The organism is Capnocytophaga catalasegens, assembly GCF_026005215.1.
GTDB lineage: Bacteria > Bacteroidota > Bacteroidia > Flavobacteriales > Flavobacteriaceae > Capnocytophaga > Capnocytophaga catalasegens.
Genome location: NZ_BPMA01000012.1, coordinates 224,128 through 240,225, shown reverse-complemented (window position 1 = coordinate 240,225; position 16,098 = coordinate 224,128). Strand labels below are relative to the sequence as shown.

19 protein-coding genes are annotated in these 16,098 nt (G+C 32.9%); 16 read left to right on the top strand and 3 right to left on the bottom strand.

Annotation, left to right across the window (positions count from 1 at the left end; genetic code table 11):
- Nucleotides 1–85: 85 nt before the first annotated feature.
- The 3 genes from OO775_RS03560 to OO775_RS03550 all read right to left on the bottom strand — a co-directional run bounded on the left by OO775_RS03560 (nt 86) and on the right by OO775_RS03550 (nt 5,571).
- Nucleotides 86–3,253, bottom strand: coding sequence for a UvrD-helicase domain-containing protein (locus tag OO775_RS03560; protein ID WP_264845633.1), 3,168 nt, complete (start codon nt 3,251–3,253; stop codon nt 86–88).
- Nucleotides 3,254–3,287: 34 nt separating this feature from the next.
- Nucleotides 3,288–4,520 carry a 3-deoxy-D-manno-octulosonic acid transferase gene (locus OO775_RS03555; RefSeq protein WP_264845632.1) on the bottom strand — a complete coding sequence of 411 codons (1,233 nt, stop codon included), beginning with the start codon at nt 4,518–4,520 and terminating at the stop codon, nt 3,288–3,290.
- Nucleotides 4,521–4,701: 181 nt separating this feature from the next.
- The gene (locus OO775_RS03550; RefSeq protein ID WP_264845631.1) at nt 4,702–5,571 is read right to left on the bottom strand and encodes a sugar-binding protein; all 870 of its coding nucleotides are present in this window, start codon (nt 5,569–5,571) and stop codon (nt 4,702–4,704) included.
- Between the two features lie 189 nt (nt 5,572–5,760).
- On the opposite strand from OO775_RS03550, the gene OO775_RS03545 reads away from it, so the two are divergent.
- The 16 genes from OO775_RS03545 (at nt 5,761) to rpsQ (ending at nt 16,097) form a co-directional block, all read left to right on the top strand.
- Entirely contained in the window at nt 5,761–6,132 is a 372-nt protein-coding gene (locus OO775_RS03545) for a helix-turn-helix domain-containing protein (RefSeq protein WP_264845630.1), read from the top strand.
- Nucleotides 6,133–6,256: 124 nt separating this feature from the next.
- Nucleotides 6,257–7,384, top strand: a complete 1,128-nt coding sequence (locus OO775_RS03540; RefSeq protein ID WP_264845629.1) for a DegT/DnrJ/EryC1/StrS family aminotransferase — start codon at nt 6,257–6,259, stop codon at nt 7,382–7,384.
- 441 nt (nt 7,385–7,825) lie between these two features.
- A complete protein-coding gene (rpsL, locus tag OO775_RS03535; protein WP_264845628.1) occupies nt 7,826–8,233 on the top strand; it encodes a 30S ribosomal protein S12 in 408 nt (135 codons plus the stop codon).
- 26 nt (nt 8,234–8,259) lie between these two features.
- Nucleotides 8,260–8,736, top strand: a complete 477-nt coding sequence (gene rpsG, locus OO775_RS03530) for a 30S ribosomal protein S7 (protein WP_264845627.1) — start codon at nt 8,260–8,262, stop codon at nt 8,734–8,736.
- Nucleotides 8,737–8,747: 11 nt separating this feature from the next.
- Entirely contained in the window at nt 8,748–10,871 is a 2,124-nt protein-coding gene (gene fusA / locus OO775_RS03525) for an elongation factor G (protein ID WP_264845626.1), read from the top strand.
- An 11-nt stretch (nt 10,872–10,882) separates the two neighbouring features.
- Nucleotides 10,883–11,188 carry a 30S ribosomal protein S10 gene (gene rpsJ, locus OO775_RS03520; RefSeq protein ID WP_264845625.1) on the top strand — a complete coding sequence of 102 codons (306 nt, stop codon included), beginning with the start codon at nt 10,883–10,885 and terminating at the stop codon, nt 11,186–11,188.
- Nucleotides 11,189–11,334: 146 nt separating this feature from the next.
- Nucleotides 11,335–11,952: a 50S ribosomal protein L3 gene (rplC, locus tag OO775_RS03515; protein ID WP_264845624.1), complete on the top strand. Its 618-nt coding sequence runs from the start codon at nt 11,335–11,337 to the stop codon at nt 11,950–11,952.
- A complete protein-coding gene (gene rplD, locus OO775_RS03510) occupies nt 11,952–12,581 on the top strand; it encodes a 50S ribosomal protein L4 (protein ID WP_264845623.1) in 630 nt (209 codons plus the stop codon). Before rplC ends, rplD begins: the two co-directional genes overlap by 1 nt.
- Before the next feature lie 6 nt (nt 12,582–12,587).
- Complete coding sequence (rplW, locus tag OO775_RS03505; protein WP_264845622.1) at nt 12,588–12,878, top strand: 50S ribosomal protein L23; 291 nt, start codon at nt 12,588–12,590, stop codon at nt 12,876–12,878.
- Between the two features lie 25 nt (nt 12,879–12,903).
- Nucleotides 12,904–13,728 carry a 50S ribosomal protein L2 gene (gene rplB / locus OO775_RS03500; RefSeq protein WP_264845621.1) on the top strand — a complete coding sequence of 275 codons (825 nt, stop codon included), beginning with the start codon at nt 12,904–12,906 and terminating at the stop codon, nt 13,726–13,728.
- Between the two features lie 11 nt (nt 13,729–13,739).
- The gene (gene rpsS / locus OO775_RS03495; RefSeq protein ID WP_264845620.1) at nt 13,740–14,018 is read left to right on the top strand and encodes a 30S ribosomal protein S19; all 279 of its coding nucleotides are present in this window, start codon (nt 13,740–13,742) and stop codon (nt 14,016–14,018) included.
- A 9-nt stretch (nt 14,019–14,027) separates the two neighbouring features.
- Nucleotides 14,028–14,435, top strand: coding sequence for a 50S ribosomal protein L22 (rplV, locus tag OO775_RS03490; protein ID WP_264845619.1), 408 nt, complete (start codon nt 14,028–14,030; stop codon nt 14,433–14,435).
- Between the two features lie 9 nt (nt 14,436–14,444).
- Nucleotides 14,445–15,179 (top strand): 30S ribosomal protein S3, encoded by a 735-nt coding sequence (rpsC, locus tag OO775_RS03485; RefSeq protein WP_264845618.1) that lies wholly within the window; start codon nt 14,445–14,447, stop codon nt 15,177–15,179.
- Between the two features lie 20 nt (nt 15,180–15,199).
- A complete protein-coding gene (rplP, locus tag OO775_RS03480) occupies nt 15,200–15,619 on the top strand; it encodes a 50S ribosomal protein L16 (RefSeq protein ID WP_264845617.1) in 420 nt (139 codons plus the stop codon).
- An 11-nt stretch (nt 15,620–15,630) separates the two neighbouring features.
- The gene (rpmC, locus tag OO775_RS03475; protein WP_264845616.1) at nt 15,631–15,822 is read left to right on the top strand and encodes a 50S ribosomal protein L29; all 192 of its coding nucleotides are present in this window, start codon (nt 15,631–15,633) and stop codon (nt 15,820–15,822) included.
- A 17-nt stretch (nt 15,823–15,839) separates the two neighbouring features.
- Complete coding sequence (gene rpsQ / locus OO775_RS03470; RefSeq protein WP_264845615.1) at nt 15,840–16,097, top strand: 30S ribosomal protein S17; 258 nt, start codon at nt 15,840–15,842, stop codon at nt 16,095–16,097.
- Nucleotide 16,098: the final 1 nt, after the last annotated feature.

Here is a 16,098-nt window from a genome sequence, read left to right as displayed (position 1 = left end):
ACATTTGGTTTTGCTATTTAATATACTATTATTTCTTGATTGTACTCGAAATAACAAACTAATGAATATTTTCTTTGATTCGAAATTAAACTATATTTACCTCTTGTACCTGAATTTGCTCATTGATAAACACTAAAAAGGCTTTTTCTATCTGATAATTTAGTTTGGTAAGTACGCTGGCATATTCTCTAAGTTGCGTGATATATTTGGGATAGAAACTCCCGGTTTTGTAATCAATCAGAATGGCTTTACGGGTATTTGTATCAATGACAATTCGGTCAGGACGAAGGTATTCGCCTGCGTGATTTATAAATTCTTGTTCATTGAGAATCAAATATTTGTCAGAAAAATATTCGCTAATTGTTGTATGATGTACGATAGATAGTATTTGTTCTTGAAGTAAAACAATTTGTTCTTTGGATATTATGCCTTGTGCTTGTGCTTGCCAAAGTATAGGAGCAACATCTTTTTCGGTTGCTATTTGTGCCAAAAGTTGGTGTATGAGGTTTCCTTTCTCAATGGCATGTTGCATTTTGCTATCCCAGAGAAGTCCTTCTTTGGTTACAATTGTATAATTGTTGAGTTGCGAAGGGCTTTGTACAAATTCTATATACTGAGTCTCAGCAGTTGTTTGCTTGTGATGAGTTACTTTTTGTCCAAATTCATAGAAATGAATTGCTTCTTGATATAAATTTTTATAAATAAGAAATTCTCTAAGCACATTGGCAAAAGATTTAAGCTGTTGCGAGTCTTTTTGTATCCTTCTTGTATCTGTTATAATATACAGATGTGCTTTCGGACGTGTCATAGCCACGTACATAATGTTCAACTGGTCAAGTAGTTGTTGTTCTGATAGCAAAGTAACTGCTTGGGGGGCTACGTTATCTAATCCTGAATAATTATCAAGTAGCAAATACTCAAATCCGAAATAATCTTCTTTGGGTACTTCAAGCCAAATTTTATCTTTTTTCGTTGTCAAATCGTCAATGACATATGCATAAATGATTACAGGGAATTCCAATCCTTTGCTTTTATGAACAGTCATTACACTAATGGCATTCAGACCGCTTGGAGCGCTAATGCTTAACGTTTCTTTCTTATCTTCCCAGTATTGTAAGAAGTCATAAATGCCTCCTTTGTGTATATTTTTGAACTCAAAAACCAGATTTAAAAAATGTGAAAGATATGCATCAGAATTTTTGGCAAGCCCAAAGCGTTCGATAGCATATGAAATGCCTTCATAATATGAGTATTTGTGAAAATAATCCATTGAAAAATCTACCGAATCTAAGAAATAAGAAATAGGCTCATTGATATATTGAATAACAAAAGCATGAATATCTTTTATTTGTTTTAGTTCGCAGTACAGAAGCAATAAATTAGCTTTGAGTTCTTTGTTTTCTGTTAAAGAAAGTTTGCTAAGGAGTATTAAAAACTGAATTTCGGCAATATTGGCAAGTAATAGAGCATCAGGAGAGATAACTTTGTACCCGTTATCTGAAAGAGTTTGTGCCAAAACAATACCTTGCTTATTGGTTCGTGTTAGGATACAAATATCACGCTCTTCAAAGCCACAATTCATTGCATCTTTGACAAAATTAAGTACTGAATTGCTATATGCTTCATCAATTGTAATAGGTTCTTCTTCATTTTTGGAAGTAGAAGCAATATCTAGGAATTCGATAGCAATATATCCACCTTTTTGAGTTTTTGGGTGTGTATTTTGAATGGCATTTTTGTACAAATTTTGATATGTTTCAGTTAGAAAAAGCCTTTTTTCTTCCGAAATAAACTTAAAAAAATCGTTATTAAACAAAATAATTTCTTCGTAACTACGGAAATTCTTGTCCAAATCAGCAATTTCAGGAACAATAAAGAAAGGATTTTTTTCTTTTAGGTACAAGTCCATAAATTGTTCTGCTTTTCCTCCCCTCCAACGATAAATAGATTGCTTTGCATCACCTACTAAAAGTAATGAACCTCGTACTTTTGACAAATTTTCACTTTGCAAAGCATCACTAATCAAAGGGAGTATATTATGCCATTGCAAAATAGATGTATCTTGAAATTCGTCAATGAAATAATGCTGATAACGTTGCCCGATACGCTCATAGATAAACGGCGTAGGCTGTCCGCTTATGTTTTGATGAATTATATTGTTGAACTCAGAGATAGGTAATATATTTTCTTCTTCTTTTATTGTTTCAATTTCCTTTTGAATACTGCGAAGAACCGCTAGGGGAGTTATGTTTTTCAATATATTTTGATAATATTTTTTATAGTGATAATCACTTTCAATATTTCTAAAATATAGAGCAATTATATTTTGATATTCATCTAATTCTGATGCCTTTTGCGGATTTTTTTTTGCCAGCGTTTTGGTATATAAAGGTTTGTCTTCAATATGTATAGCCCATTGTGTTTCTAAGGATGATTCAATATTTTCATTGGGATTTTCCTTTATCTTTTTGAAAAATTTATAAGCAGAACCGTGTGAGAAATCTTCACTTTCCCAACCTTGTTTATCAGCCAATTCAAAGAAATTATCTGCATTTTTTATCATTGATTTCTTTACAAATTGTAGTTGTTGCTTTGTGTTTTTTTTCAGTTGGTCAAAATCATCTAAGGTTTTATCTTGAAAAGATTGTAAATATTCGTAATTATTCTCTATAGTCAAGAGTTTTGCTACTTGAAGCAATTCAGTTGTGATGTCCCAATTTTTATTATCACGTATTTTATCTTTAGAAAATTCAATAAGCAATTCGGTTATTTGTGTATCTTCACCTATTTTTTTAAGAAGGTTATCAACAGCTTGCCGAATCAAATCATCAACATCAAGAAATACTTCAAAATTTGGATTCAAATGTAAATCAAAAGCAAAATTACGAATTAACTGATGATTAAATCCGTCAATTGTTGTAATACTCAATGCCGAATAGTTATGAAGAATTTGTTTAAGCACTCTTGAAGCTCTTTCTGATAGTGTTTTTTCAGATAATTGTAACTCACTACGTATTTGAGAGAACATTGGTTCTTTTTTTGCTTTTTCAATATCTGAAAAAATAGATAGTTTCTCTATAATACGGCTTTTCATCTCTCCGACAGCTTTGTTTGTGAAAGTAATAGCAAGTAATGACCTAAAAATATCAGGATTTTGAGTTTTTAAAATGATTTTAAGAAAAGTTTTTACAAGTGTAAAGGTTTTTCCACTTCCTGCTGAAGCATTATAAATAATGTATGATGATTTTTCCATAAATAAAAAGATTTTTATAAATAGAGTAGAGAAGTTATTGGTTTTTTATAAATTGAATAAAGGTATTGGTAGCTCCTTTTTTGCTTTCTATATAATTTTTGTTGATATTTCCTGCTTTTTGGCGTAAATTTTTATCAACTACAAATGCAATAATAACTTTTGAAAAATCTTTCGGATTATCAACAGAGAGAATACCGCCTAATTTTACTAATTCTTTTGCCTCCAAAAATTTACTATATTCTTTGCCAATGACAACAGGTATGCCAAAAACAGCAGGTTCTAAAACATTATGAAGTCCTGTTTTCATTCCACCACCTACGTAAGCAATATCTGCATAACTATATACTTTTGTAAGTATTCCGATAGTATCTATAATGAAAACATTATATTCTGATAAGTTTTTAGTGTCTTTTTCGCTGAAAAAAGTAACTTTTTTATGTATTTTTCTTCGTAATGAATTGATTTCATTTTCATTTATATTGTGTGGTGCAATAATTATTTTAATATGTTCAGGACAATAATTTACAAATTGTAAAAATATTTCTTCATCTTCTCTCCAAGAACTACCAAATACAATACATATTTGGTTATTAACAAACTTTTCAATAAAATCAAGTGAATTATTTTGATGTAATATTTCTAAAACTCTATCAAAACGAGTATCTCCACTTGTTGTTACATTTGAAAAACCAATGGATTGCAACAAATTTTTAGATATGTCATTCTGAACAAAAAAGTGTGTAAAACTAAATAAGGCTTTACGAAGCAATCCTCCATACCACGTAAAGAATATTTGATTCTTTCTAAAAATTCCAGAAACTAAATAAGTTTTTATGTTTCGTTTTTTAAGTTCAAAAAGGTAATTTATCCAAAATTCATATTTTACAAAAATAGCTATTTCGGGTTGCAAAGCATCTAAAAAAGAAATTACATTTTTTTTGGTATCTAAGGGAAGATAAACTACTACATTAGAATCAGTAGTATTTTTCTTGATTTCGTACCCCGAAGGAGAAAAAAACGAAACAACAATTTTTTTATTCGAATACATTTTTTTTAGCTCCTTTATTATGGGCAATCCTTGCTCATATTCGCCAAGAGAAGCTGTATGTATCCATATTATTGAATTATTTTTTGATATTTTTTCTTTTAAAATAGTTAATGTTTGCTTTCGTCCATCAACAAAGAGTTTTATTTTTTTGTTGAATAAAGCAAAAAAAGGCAATATAAATTGAATAAAAGAAATAAGAAAATTATAAAATGTTCTCATAGACATATATATTTATCGCAGACAAAGGTAAGAATATTATTTTGTTTGCATACATTATGTCTATATATTTCCTTACAAATTGATATTGCAATAGAAATAAGCATACATCAATCAGTTTGAATATATTTGGGGTACGAATGGATTGTGTATGCTTATTTGAAAAATTATGAAAAAACAGAATTTAATAATAATTGATATCTCTCACATAAATAACTTTTGGAAAGAGGTTAGTGTATTCAATACGTTCAGTCCAATTGCCATTAGAATCAAAAGTGTATTGATATTGTTTTTCTTCGATATAATTTCCTTTTTTATCTATTGTACGGATAGATTTTTCATTACCAAAATTATCATAAATGATAGCAATTTTGTACATTAGTGAGTTATTTTTGTAATTTTCAAGCACTTGTATTAGTCCCCTATTATTATAGGTGTATTTCCAGAACTCTTGGGGTTGCCCAGTTTTTAAATTGATTTTAGTAATGATATGTATTTTACCTAATTTATTGTATTGATAAGTGAATTTTTGGTTCAATATAGGATTTTTATAATTATGATAAGTAACTTCTATTTCACGTCCGTTATTATCATTAACATATTTCCACGATTCTATTAGTTCTCCATCGGTATGATAGGTGTTGTAAGCAATTTTATGACCTGTTTTGTCGTAATGATAAACATATTTGGCAGTTATTTTACCAGCAGTATTGTAAATGTTGCGTGTAATACGTTGGTTTTTGTCATTGTAAGCAATAACTACTTTCAATTGTAATTTTTCGTTTTGGGTGTATTTTTCTCTTTCAATTTTATAACCTTGTTGATTGAAAAAAGAGATATCATCACCTGTCCAGGTTTCTAATTTGGGACCTCGTCTTATAATTCCCATTGAATCAATAGCTCTATACGGAGTTACCTTGAATGATTTTACCTTTCCTCTAAGAGAGAAATCAGTTAAATGATTCAATGGACGCACAGGAATAGCTGATTGCGATAAGGCGTTGTAATAACTAAATAAAAAAAGAACAGCGCTAATAAATGTAATACGTTTCATTTTGTGGTTATTTAATTTGGGATTGATTATATTTAATTAAAAAGTTAATATGTAACAGTATTTTTAAGGATTGTAAAGTTATGAATATAATAATTGTTGTAATTTTTTGCAAATTTACATTTTTTTAGTGTGTATGCAAAATTAAAATTGTATATTTGCAACCATATTACGTATTAAGTTATACATATTATGTATAGAGTAGGTTTTAATATCAGAAAGATTAGAGAACAAAAAGGATTTTCACAAGAATATTTAGCAAGTCAACTTAATATTAGTCAAGCGTCATATGCTCGATTAGAAAACGAAACTATCAAAATTACGGTGGATAGACTTTTTCAAATAGCTGAAATTCTCCATACAGAAGTAACAGATTTTTTTAATGATAGTAAGTTTCATATTCAGCAACAGACTAATTATGAAGGTTCTTATGGAAATGGATATGTGCAGAATTTGACCATTGAAAATAAAGAAGTTACCAACAAATTGATAGAATCATACGAGAGTAGACTAAAAGAAAAAGACGAACAAATAGCATTTTTGAAATCACTGCTTAAAAAGTAAAATAATTCTTGAATTATTTATAAAATATTTTAATTTTAGACAATAAAAATAAAAATCAGTATCATTGTTTTCTGTTTTATCAACTATTTTGTACATTTGCAGAGATTTTTAATATATCTTTCCGATGAAAAAAATACAAATGGTTGATTTGCAAGGACAATACCAAAAAATAAAACAACAAATAACAGATTCTTTCACACAAATTTTAGAAACTTCAGCTTTTATCAATGGTGCTGATGTGCAACTTTTTGCTAAAGAATTAGAAAATTATCTTGGTGTAAAGCACGTAATTCCTTGTGCTAACGGAACCGATGCTTTGCAAATAGCAATGATGGGTTTGGGGCTCAAACCAGGTGATGAAGTAATTACGGCCGATTTTACCTTTGCCGCTACGGTTGAAGTTATTGCTCTTTTGCAACTTACTCCAGTCCTTGTTGATGTAGAAAAAGACACTTTTAATATTGATATTGAGGCTATTAAAAAAGCTATAACCCCAAAAACCAAAGCTATAGTTCCAATTCATCTTTATGGACGACCTGCCAATATGGAAGCTATTATGCAAATTGCCAACGAATATAATTTATTTGTAATTGAAGACAATGCGCAAGGCATAGGGTCTGATTTTCAGTGGTCTGACGGAAGAAAACAAAAAACAGGAACTATCGGACATGTTGGGGCAACTTCTTTTTTCCCTTCCAAAAACTTAGGTTGTTACGGTGATGGAGGAGCAATTTTTACTAATGATGATGCGTTGGCTCATACACTTCGTGGAATTGTCAATCATGGCATGTACGAGCGCTATCATCACGATGTAGTCGGTGTCAATTCCCGATTAGATACCTTGCAAGCCTGCGTACTTCGTGCCAAATTACCACATTTAGATTCGTATAATAAAAGCCGTCGTACAGCAGCTCAAAAATATTCTGATGCACTTAAAAATAATCCAAATGTAATCACTCCAGAAATCACGCAAGGCGATACTTCACACGTATTTCATCAATATACATTACGTATAACCAATGGAAAACGTGATGAATTGGCAAGAAAATTCGCAGAGAACAATATTCCGTTCGGTATTTACTACCCAATTCCTTTACATAAACAAAAAGCATATACCGATAGCCGATACAATGAAGCTGATTTTGTTGTAACTAACCAACTTGTCAAAGAAGTTATTTCGCTTCCTATGCATACCGAATTGGATGATGAACAAATTACTTTTATCACCAAAGTAATCAATGATTTTGTTTAATGAAAAAATTTCTTTGCTAGTTACATATAATAAAAATGTTTTAAAGAAAAACGGATTGTTTAAACAATCCGTTTTTTGATAAATGTATAAATTTTTATGAATAGTTTGTACAATTATTTTTTACATAAAAGAAAAATACAGCATATCACATTGAACCAAGTCAAAGTTTTTGAATTAAGATAAAATTATTGTTCTTTGCATTTATATAAAATGACAGAAAGATAAAAATTTTGTTTTTCACAAAAAAAATGGGCAAATGAGGTGTTACAAATCACATATTGAAAAATATATGATGTATGATTTCGTTATAGACAAGAAGAAATAAATTCAAAATAATAAAAAAAATAATAAAAAAAATGACTAAATATTTGTACATAAAAAAAAAAGATGTACCTTTGCGCCCTCAAAAGAGTTTATTAAAAAAATAATTATTGTAATAATATGCCAACAATTTCACAATTAGTACGAAAAGGAAGAGCCAAAATTACCAAGAAGAGTAAATCGGCTGCTTTGGATTCGTGTCCTCAACGAAGAGGGGTTTGTACGCGTGTTTATACAACAACACCCAAAAAACCGAACTCGGCAATGCGTAAAGTAGCGCGTGTTCGTTTGACAAATGGGAGCGAGGTTAATGCGTATATCCCTGGTGAAGGACATAATCTCCAAGAGCACTCGATAGTATTGGTAAGAGGTGGAAGGGTAAAAGATTTGCCAGGTGTAAGGTATCATATTGTACGTGGAGCTTTGGATACAGCGGGAGTGAATGGAAGAACTCAACGTCGTTCTAAGTACGGAGCAAAACGTCCAAAACCAGGTCAAGCACCAGCAACAACAGGAAAGAAAAAGTAATTTAAAAATCTTTTAAGCGAGAAGAAATGAGAAAAAGACAGGCTAAAAAAAGACCTCTTTTGCCAGATCCTAAATTTAATGATCAATTAGTTACTCGTTTTGTGAATAATTTGATGTGGGATGGTAAAAAATCAGTGGCTTTTAAGGTGTTTTATGATGCGCTTGATATCGTAGAACAAAAAAAGAATAATGACGAGAAAACTGCTTTAGAAGTGTGGAAAGACGCATTGTCAAATGTAATGCCTCATGTAGAAGTGCGTAGTCGTAGAGTTGGAGGGGCTACATTCCAAATTCCTATGCAAATTCGTCCAGATAGAAAAGTGTCAATGGCCATGAAATGGCTTATTGGTTATGCGCGTAAGCGTAATGAAAAATCAATGGCTCAGAAATTAGCAGGTGAAATACTTTCGGCTGCTAAAGAAGAAGGAGCTGCTGTGAAGAAAAGAATGGATACTCACAAAATGGCAGAAGCAAATAAAGCATTCTCACATTTTAGATTTTAATACATAAATAAATGAGTAGAGATTTAAAATATACAAGAAATATTGGTATTGCTGCGCATATTGACGCAGGTAAAACAACAACAACAGAGCGTATTTTGTTCTATACAGGGAAAACTCACAAATTAGGAGAGGTTCATGATGGAGCTTCGACAATGGACTGGATGGAACAAGAGGCAGAGCGCGGAATCACAATTCAGTCGGCTGCCACAACTTGTGTTTGGAATTTTCCAACAGAAAACGGGAAACCAACAACTGATGCAAAAGAGTATCATTTCAATATTATTGATACCCCCGGTCACGTGGATTTTACCGTAGAGGTAAATCGTTCATTGCGTGTTTTAGATGGGTTAGTGTTCTTGTTTAGTGCGGTTGATGGTGTTGAACCTCAGTCTGAAACTAACTGGAGATTGGCTGACAACTACAAAGTGCCTCGAATGGGCTTTGTTAATAAAATGGATAGACAAGGTTCAGATTTTTTGAATGTATGTCGTCAAGTTCGTGAAATGTTAAAATCAAATGCCGTACCTATCGTTCTTCCTATTGGTGAAGAGGCTGATTTTAAAGGTATTGTCGATTTGATTAAAAATAGAGCTATTATTTGGCATGAAGAAACTCAAGGAGCAACATTTGATGTTGTAGATATTCCAGAAGATATGAAAGCTGATGTAGCTAAATATAGATCGCAACTTATAGAGGAAGTGGCGGGTTATGATGAAGGTCTTTTAGAAAAATTTATGGAAGATGAAAGTTCCATTTCAGAAGAAGAAATTCATACAGCACTTCGAGCTGCAGTAATGGATATGGCTATTATTCCGATGGTTTGTGGTTCTTCTTTTAAGAACAAAGGAGTTCAATTTATGCTTGATGCAGTTTGTCGTTATTTGCCTTCTCCTTTGGATAAAGAAGCAATCGAAGGAACAAATCCTGATACAAATGAACCAGTATTTAGAAAACCATCTGTTGAAGAACCTTTTGCTGCGTTAGCATTTAAAATTGCTACCGACCCATATGTAGGACGTTTAGCATTTTTCCGTGCATATTCTGGGCATTTAGATGCTGGTTCTTATGTGTTGAATACGCGTTCAGGAAATAAAGAGCGTATTTCTCGTATTTATCAAATGCATGCTAATAAACAAAATCCTATCGAATATATTGAAGCAGGAGATATCGGAGCAGCTGTTGGATTTAAAGATATTAAAACAGGAGATACTTTGTGTGCGGAAAAAGCTCCTATTGTACTTGAAAGTATGGTGTTTCCCGATCCAGTAATTGGTATTGCTGTTGAGCCTAAAACAAAGGCTGATGTGGATAAAATGGGTATGGCTTTGGCAAAATTAGCAGAAGAAGACCCGACTTTTCAAGTAAAAACAGATGAAGCTTCTGGGCAAACAATTATCTCAGGGATGGGAGAGTTGCACTTGGATATCATTGTAGATAGATTGAAAAGGGAATTTAAAGTAGAAGTAAACCAAGGTGAACCACAAGTAGAATATAAAGAAGCAATTACAGCTTCAGCAGACCATAGAGAGGTTTATAAGAAACAAACGGGAGGTCGTGGTAAATTTGCTGATATTGTATTTACAATGCAACCTGCAGAAGAAGGAAAGACAGGACTTGAATTTGTTAATGAAATAAAAGGAGGAAATATTCCAAAAGAATATATACCTTCTATTGAAAAAGGTTTCAAAGAAGCAATGAAAAATGGACCTTTAGCAGGATTTGAGATGGACGCAATGAAGATTATCCTACGAGATGGTTCTTTCCACCCTGTGGATTCCGACTCTTTGTCGTTTGAATTGGCAGCTAAATTAGGTTACAAAGAAGCGGCACGTGCTGCAAAAGCTGTACTAATGGAGCCAATTATGAAACTTGAAGTGATTACTCCTGAGGAAAATATGGGGGACATCGTAGGAGATTTGAACCGTCGTCGTGGTCAAGTAAATGATATGGGAGATAGAAATGGTGCAAAAGTAATTAAAGCTAATGTGCCGCTTTCAACAATGTTTGGTTACGTAACGGCTCTTCGTACTTTGTCATCAGGTCGTGCTACTTCGACAATGGAATTTTCTCATTATGCAGAAACTCCTAGTAATATTGCAGAAGAAGTAATTAAAAATGCTAAAGGTGGTAAATAATTTTTAGAAAGATGAGTCAAAAAATAAGAATAAAATTAAAATCATACGATTATAATTTGGTTGATAAATCAGCTGATAAAATTGTAAAAACAGTAAAATCAACAGGAGCTGCGGTAACAGGACCTATTCCTTTACCTACTCACAAGAAAATATTTACTGTACTTCGTTCTCCTCATGTCAATAAAAAATCGCGCGAACAATTCGAATTATGTTCATATAAGCGTCTTTTGGATATTTATAGTTCATCTCCAAAAACGATTGATGCACTTATGAAACTTGAATTGCCAAGTGGTGTTGAGGTAGAAATCAAAGTGTGATGATTTTAAAGTAGAACGATAGTTTTACTTAACTTATCTGGCGTCTTAATTGACAAAGGAAAAACGGGAAATACTAATATTCAGGGCTAAAATATCTTTGCCCTGAATTTTATGAATTGTAAAACTTAAATAATTTAATAATAAATATGTCTGGGTTAATTGGAAAAAAAGTAGGGATGACTAGTATCTTTGATGAAAGCGGAAAAAATATTCCGTGTACCATTATTGAGGCAGGTCCTTGTGTAGTTACCCAAGTCAGAACCTTAGAGGTTGACGGGTATAAGGCTCTTCAACTCGGTTTCGATGACAAGACTGAAAAACGCTCAAATAAAGCGGAATTAGGTCATTTTGCCAAAGCAGGTGTTTCTGTTAAGAAAAAAGTCATTGAATTCAAGGAGTTTGAACAAGAGTATAAGTTGGGTGATACTATTACCGTGGATTTGTTCGTAGAAGGAGAATTTGTAGATGTAACAGGTATCTCCAAAGGAAAAGGGTTCCAAGGGGTAGTAAAAAGACACGGTTTTGGTGGAGTAGGGCAATCTACTCACGGTCAACATAACCGATTAAGAGCACCTGGTTCTGTCGGAGCATCATCGTATCCTTCACGAGTATTCAAAGGAATGCGTATGGCAGGTAGAATGGGAGCAGAAAAAGTAACAGTACAAAACCTAAAAGTGTTAAAAGTGATACCTGAAAAAAATCTTTTGATAGTAAAAGGATGTATTCCAGGTCATAAAAATGCTTATGTAACGATTCACAAATAATGGAAGTAGCAGTATTAAACATACAAGGAAAAGAAACAGGTAGAAAGATAACTCTTTCAGATGATGTTTTCGGAATCGAGCCAAACAATCATGTAATTTATTTGGATGTTAAACAATATTTGGCAAATCAACGTCAAGGAACACATAAATCCAAAGAACGTAATGAGGTTGCAGGAAGTACTCGCAAGATTAAGAAACAAAAAGGAACAGGTACAGCTCGTGCAGGTAGTGTGAAATCTCCGGTTTTTGTAGGAGGAGGACGTATTTTCGGACCAAGACCAAAAGATTATACTCAAAAATTGAATAAAAAAGTAAAACGTTTAGCTCGAAAATCAGCTTTGAGTTTGAAAGCAAAAGAAAATTCAATTATTGTAGTTGAAGATTTCAATTTTGAAACACCAAAAACCAAAGATTTTGTTAATGTTTTAAATTCTTTGGGAATTCAAAATAAAAAATCGCTTTTTGTGTTGGCAGATATAAATAAAAACGTATATTTGTCCTCGCGTAATTTAACGAGTTCAAATGTTGTAACTTTCTCAGAATTAAATACTTACGCAATAGTTAATGTGTCAAATGTAGTGATTTTGGAGAGTGCAGTAGGAGCTATTGAGTCAATTTTAACTAAATAATGAGTGATGGAAGTGTTGATAAAACCTATTATTACTGAAAAAGCAACTGCTGATAGTGAGCTAAATAATCGTTATACTTTTGCAGTTTCTGTTAAAGCTAATAAAATTCAAATAAAAGAAGCAGTAGAGGCAACCTATGGGGTAAGTGTTCAATCAGTAAAAACATTGAATTATGGACCTAAACGAGCAACTCGATATACAAAGAATGGGCTTCAAATAGCTAAAACAAATGCAATTAAAAAAGCAATTGTTAGTATAAAAGAAGGTGAAACTATAGATTTTTATAGCAATATTTAAGATTTAAGTATTTTAAGACAAACGTATGTCAGTAAGAAAATTAAAACCGATTACTCCAGGTCAGCGTTTTAGAGTGGTAAATAATTTTGACGCAATTACCACTGATAAGCCGGAAAAAAGTCTTTTAGTTCCGTTAAAAAAGACTGGGGGTAGAAACAATCAAGGGAAAATGACTATGCGCTATATAGGCGGTGGTCATAAGAAAAAGTATCGTATTATTGATTTCAAAAGAAACAAATTTGATGTAGAAGCAAAAGTTGTTTCAATTGAATATGATCCGAACAGAACAGCATTTATTGCTTTGATACAATATGCTGATGGTGAAAAACGATATATTATAGCCCCTGCTGGATTGAAAGTAGATCAAGTAATTGTTTCAGGAGAAAATGTAGCGCCAGAAATAGGAAATGCGATGCCTTTGGCTCAAATTCCATTAGGAACCGTTATTTCGTGTATTGAATTGCGTCCGGGACAAGGTGCTAATATTGCACGTTCTGCGGGAACTTTTGCTCAACTGATGGCGAAAGAAGGAAAATATGCCACTGTTAAATTACCATCGGGAGAAACCCGAATGATTTTACTTACATGTATAGCAACTATTGGTGCTGTATCTAATTCAGATCATCAGTTAGTTATTTCAGGTAAAGCAGGGCGTTCAAGATGGTTAGGTAGAAGACCTCGTACAAGAGCTGTAGTAATGAACCCTGTTGATCATCCAATGGGAGGTGGAGAAGGTCGTGCTTCGGGAGGACATCCTCGCTCAAGAAAAGGAATACCTGCCAAAGGTTATAGAACTCGTTCTAAAACCAAAGCAAGTAATAAGTATATTGTAGAACGTAGAAAGAAATAAAATAATAGAGAATGGCACGTTCATTGAAAAAAGGACCATATGTTCATTATAGTTTGGAGAAAAAAATTCTCCAAAATAAGGAATCAGGAAAGAAAGTAGTAATTAAGACTTGGTCAAGAGCCTCAATGATTACACCTGATTTTGTAGGAGAAACTATTGCAGTTCATAACGGTCGTCAGTTTATTCCTGTGTATATTACAGAGAATATGGTAGGACATAAATTAGGAGAATTTTCGCCAACACGTTCATTTAGAGGACATGCGGGAGCGAAAAATAAAGGTAAAAAATAATAGAAGGCTATGGGAGTTCGTAAAAGAGAAAAAGCATTAGAAATAAAAGAAGCTAAAAGAAATTTAGCTTTTGCTAAGTTGAATAACTGCCCTACTTCACCTCGAAAAATGCGTTTAGTAGCTGATTTAGTAAGAGGAATAGAAGTAGAAAAAGCACTTGCTATTTTAAAATTTAACCAAAAAGAAGCAGCTTCTCGTTTAGAAAAATTGATGCGTTCGGCAGTTGCTAATTGGCAAGCTAAAAATGAAGGAGCTGATATAGAAAGTGCTCAATTATTTGTTAAAGAAATTCGTGTGGATGGAGGAGCTATGCTTAAAAGACTTCGTCCAGCACCACAGGGAAGAGCACATAGAATTCGTAAACGTTCTAACCATGTAACATTGGTTTTAAGCGCAAAAAATAACACAGAAAGCTAAGATAAAAGTATGGGACAAAAGACAAATCCAATAGGAAATCGCCTTGGAATTATCAGAGGATGGGAATCAAACTGGTATGGAGGAAATGATTATGGAGATAGGTTAGCAGAAGATGATAAAATCAGAAAGTATGTTCATACACGTTTATCAAAAGCTAGTGTGTCTCGTGTAATTATTGAGCGAACTTTAAAACTTGTAACCGTTACTATCACTACGGCTCGCCCTGGTATTATTATCGGAAAAGGTGGGCAAGAGGTAGACAAGCTAAAAGAAGAGCTTAAAAAAATTACAGATAAAGATATTCAAATCAATATCTTTGAAATTAAGCGTCCTGAATTAGATGCTCCCCTGGTTGCAGCAAGTATAGCTCGACAAATAGAAAATCGTATTTCTTATAGAAGAGCAATAAAAATGGCTATTGCAGCAACGATGCGTATGAATGCAGAAGGAATAAAAGTGATGATTTCAGGTCGTTTGAATGGAGCTGAAATGGCTCGTTCTGAGAGTTATAAAGAAGGACGTATTCCACTTTCTACTTTTAGAGCAGACATAGACTATGCTATTGATGAAGCACATACTACTTATGGTAGAATGGGAATCAAAGTATGGATAATGAAAGGTGAAGTTTATGGTAAGCGAGAACTTTCTCCACTTGTAGGAATGACCAAGAAAAACACAGGAAGTTCACCATCAAGAGATGATAATCGTGGAGGAGGGGCAAAAAGAGCGCGCCGTAAAAAGTAATTATTTAAAGATTTAAAAGAATGTTACAGCCAAAAAGAACGAAATATCGTAGAGTACAAAAAGGTAGAATGAAAGGAGTTTCTCAACGAGGACACGAACTTTCTAATGGTATGTTTGGTATTAAATCCTTAGAGTCATCATTTATCACAGCACGTCAGATAGAGTCCGCTCGTGTAGCAGCAACTCGTTATATGAAACGTGAGGGACAATTGTGGATTAAGATTTTTCCAGATAAGCCAATTACGAAAAAACCTTTGGAGGTACGTATGGGTAAAGGTAAAGGTGCCGTAGAATATTGGGCAGCCGTTGTAAAACCAGGAAGAATAATGTTTGAAGTAGGTGGAGTATCTTTGGAAGTAGCAAAAGAAGCTTTGCGTCTTGCTGCACAAAAACTACCTGTGAAGACTAAATTTGTTGTAGCAAGAGATTATCAAGATTAATTTATTTAGCGATGAAACAGTCTGAAGTTAAGAAGTTGTCGGTTGCTGAGCTACAAGAAAAGCTTGGTCAATACAAAAAAACATATGCAGATATGAAAATGGCTCATGCAATTACGCCATTAGAAAATCCACTTGAACTTAGAAAAGTGAGAAGAACTGTGGCAAGATTGTCTTGTGAATTAACCAAAAGAGAATTACAATAATTCGATGCTGCCTTAATATGGAAAAGAGAAATTTAAGAAAAGAAAGAATAGGGGTTGTTAGTAGTAACAAAATGGATAAATCTATCGTAGTTTCTGTTATTAAACGAGTAAAACACCCTATGTATGGGAAGTTCGTGTTGCGCACTAAAAAATTTGTTGCACACGATGAAAAGAATGATTGTAACATTGGTGATACAGTAAGAATAATGGAAACTCGTCCATTAAGTAAAACTAAGTGTTGGAGATTAGTTGAAATCATTGAAAGAGCTAAGTAAT

Excerpts from the sequence above, each read along its gene's own strand:
- OO775_RS03560 (WP_264845633.1), bottom strand. The coding sequence starts at position 3,253 with ATGGAAAAATCATCATACATTATTTATAATGCTTCAGCAGGAAGTGGA.
- OO775_RS03555 (WP_264845632.1), bottom strand. The coding sequence starts at position 4,520 with ATGAGAACATTTTATAATTTTCTTATTTCTTTTATTCAATTTATATTG.
- OO775_RS03550 (WP_264845631.1), bottom strand. The coding sequence starts at position 5,571 with ATGAAACGTATTACATTTATTAGCGCTGTTCTTTTTTTATTTAGTTAT.
- OO775_RS03545 (WP_264845630.1), top strand. The coding sequence starts at position 5,761 with ATGTATAGAGTAGGTTTTAATATCAGAAAGATTAGAGAACAAAAAGGA.
- OO775_RS03540 (WP_264845629.1), top strand. The coding sequence starts at position 6,257 with ATGAAAAAAATACAAATGGTTGATTTGCAAGGACAATACCAAAAAATA.
- rpsL (WP_264845628.1), top strand. The coding sequence starts at position 7,826 with ATGCCAACAATTTCACAATTAGTACGAAAAGGAAGAGCCAAAATTACC.
- rpsG (WP_264845627.1), top strand. The coding sequence starts at position 8,260 with ATGAGAAAAAGACAGGCTAAAAAAAGACCTCTTTTGCCAGATCCTAAA.
- fusA (WP_264845626.1), top strand. The coding sequence starts at position 8,748 with ATGAGTAGAGATTTAAAATATACAAGAAATATTGGTATTGCTGCGCAT.
- rpsJ (WP_264845625.1), top strand. The coding sequence starts at position 10,883 with ATGAGTCAAAAAATAAGAATAAAATTAAAATCATACGATTATAATTTG.
- rplC (WP_264845624.1), top strand. The coding sequence starts at position 11,335 with ATGTCTGGGTTAATTGGAAAAAAAGTAGGGATGACTAGTATCTTTGAT.
- rplD (WP_264845623.1), top strand. The coding sequence starts at position 11,952 with ATGGAAGTAGCAGTATTAAACATACAAGGAAAAGAAACAGGTAGAAAG.
- rplW (WP_264845622.1), top strand. The coding sequence starts at position 12,588 with ATGGAAGTGTTGATAAAACCTATTATTACTGAAAAAGCAACTGCTGAT.
- rplB (WP_264845621.1), top strand. The coding sequence starts at position 12,904 with ATGTCAGTAAGAAAATTAAAACCGATTACTCCAGGTCAGCGTTTTAGA.
- rpsS (WP_264845620.1), top strand. The coding sequence starts at position 13,740 with ATGGCACGTTCATTGAAAAAAGGACCATATGTTCATTATAGTTTGGAG.
- rplV (WP_264845619.1), top strand. The coding sequence starts at position 14,028 with ATGGGAGTTCGTAAAAGAGAAAAAGCATTAGAAATAAAAGAAGCTAAA.
- rpsC (WP_264845618.1), top strand. The coding sequence starts at position 14,445 with ATGGGACAAAAGACAAATCCAATAGGAAATCGCCTTGGAATTATCAGA.
- rplP (WP_264845617.1), top strand. The coding sequence starts at position 15,200 with ATGTTACAGCCAAAAAGAACGAAATATCGTAGAGTACAAAAAGGTAGA.
- rpmC (WP_264845616.1), top strand. The coding sequence starts at position 15,631 with ATGAAACAGTCTGAAGTTAAGAAGTTGTCGGTTGCTGAGCTACAAGAA.
- rpsQ (WP_264845615.1), top strand. The coding sequence starts at position 15,840 with ATGGAAAAGAGAAATTTAAGAAAAGAAAGAATAGGGGTTGTTAGTAGT.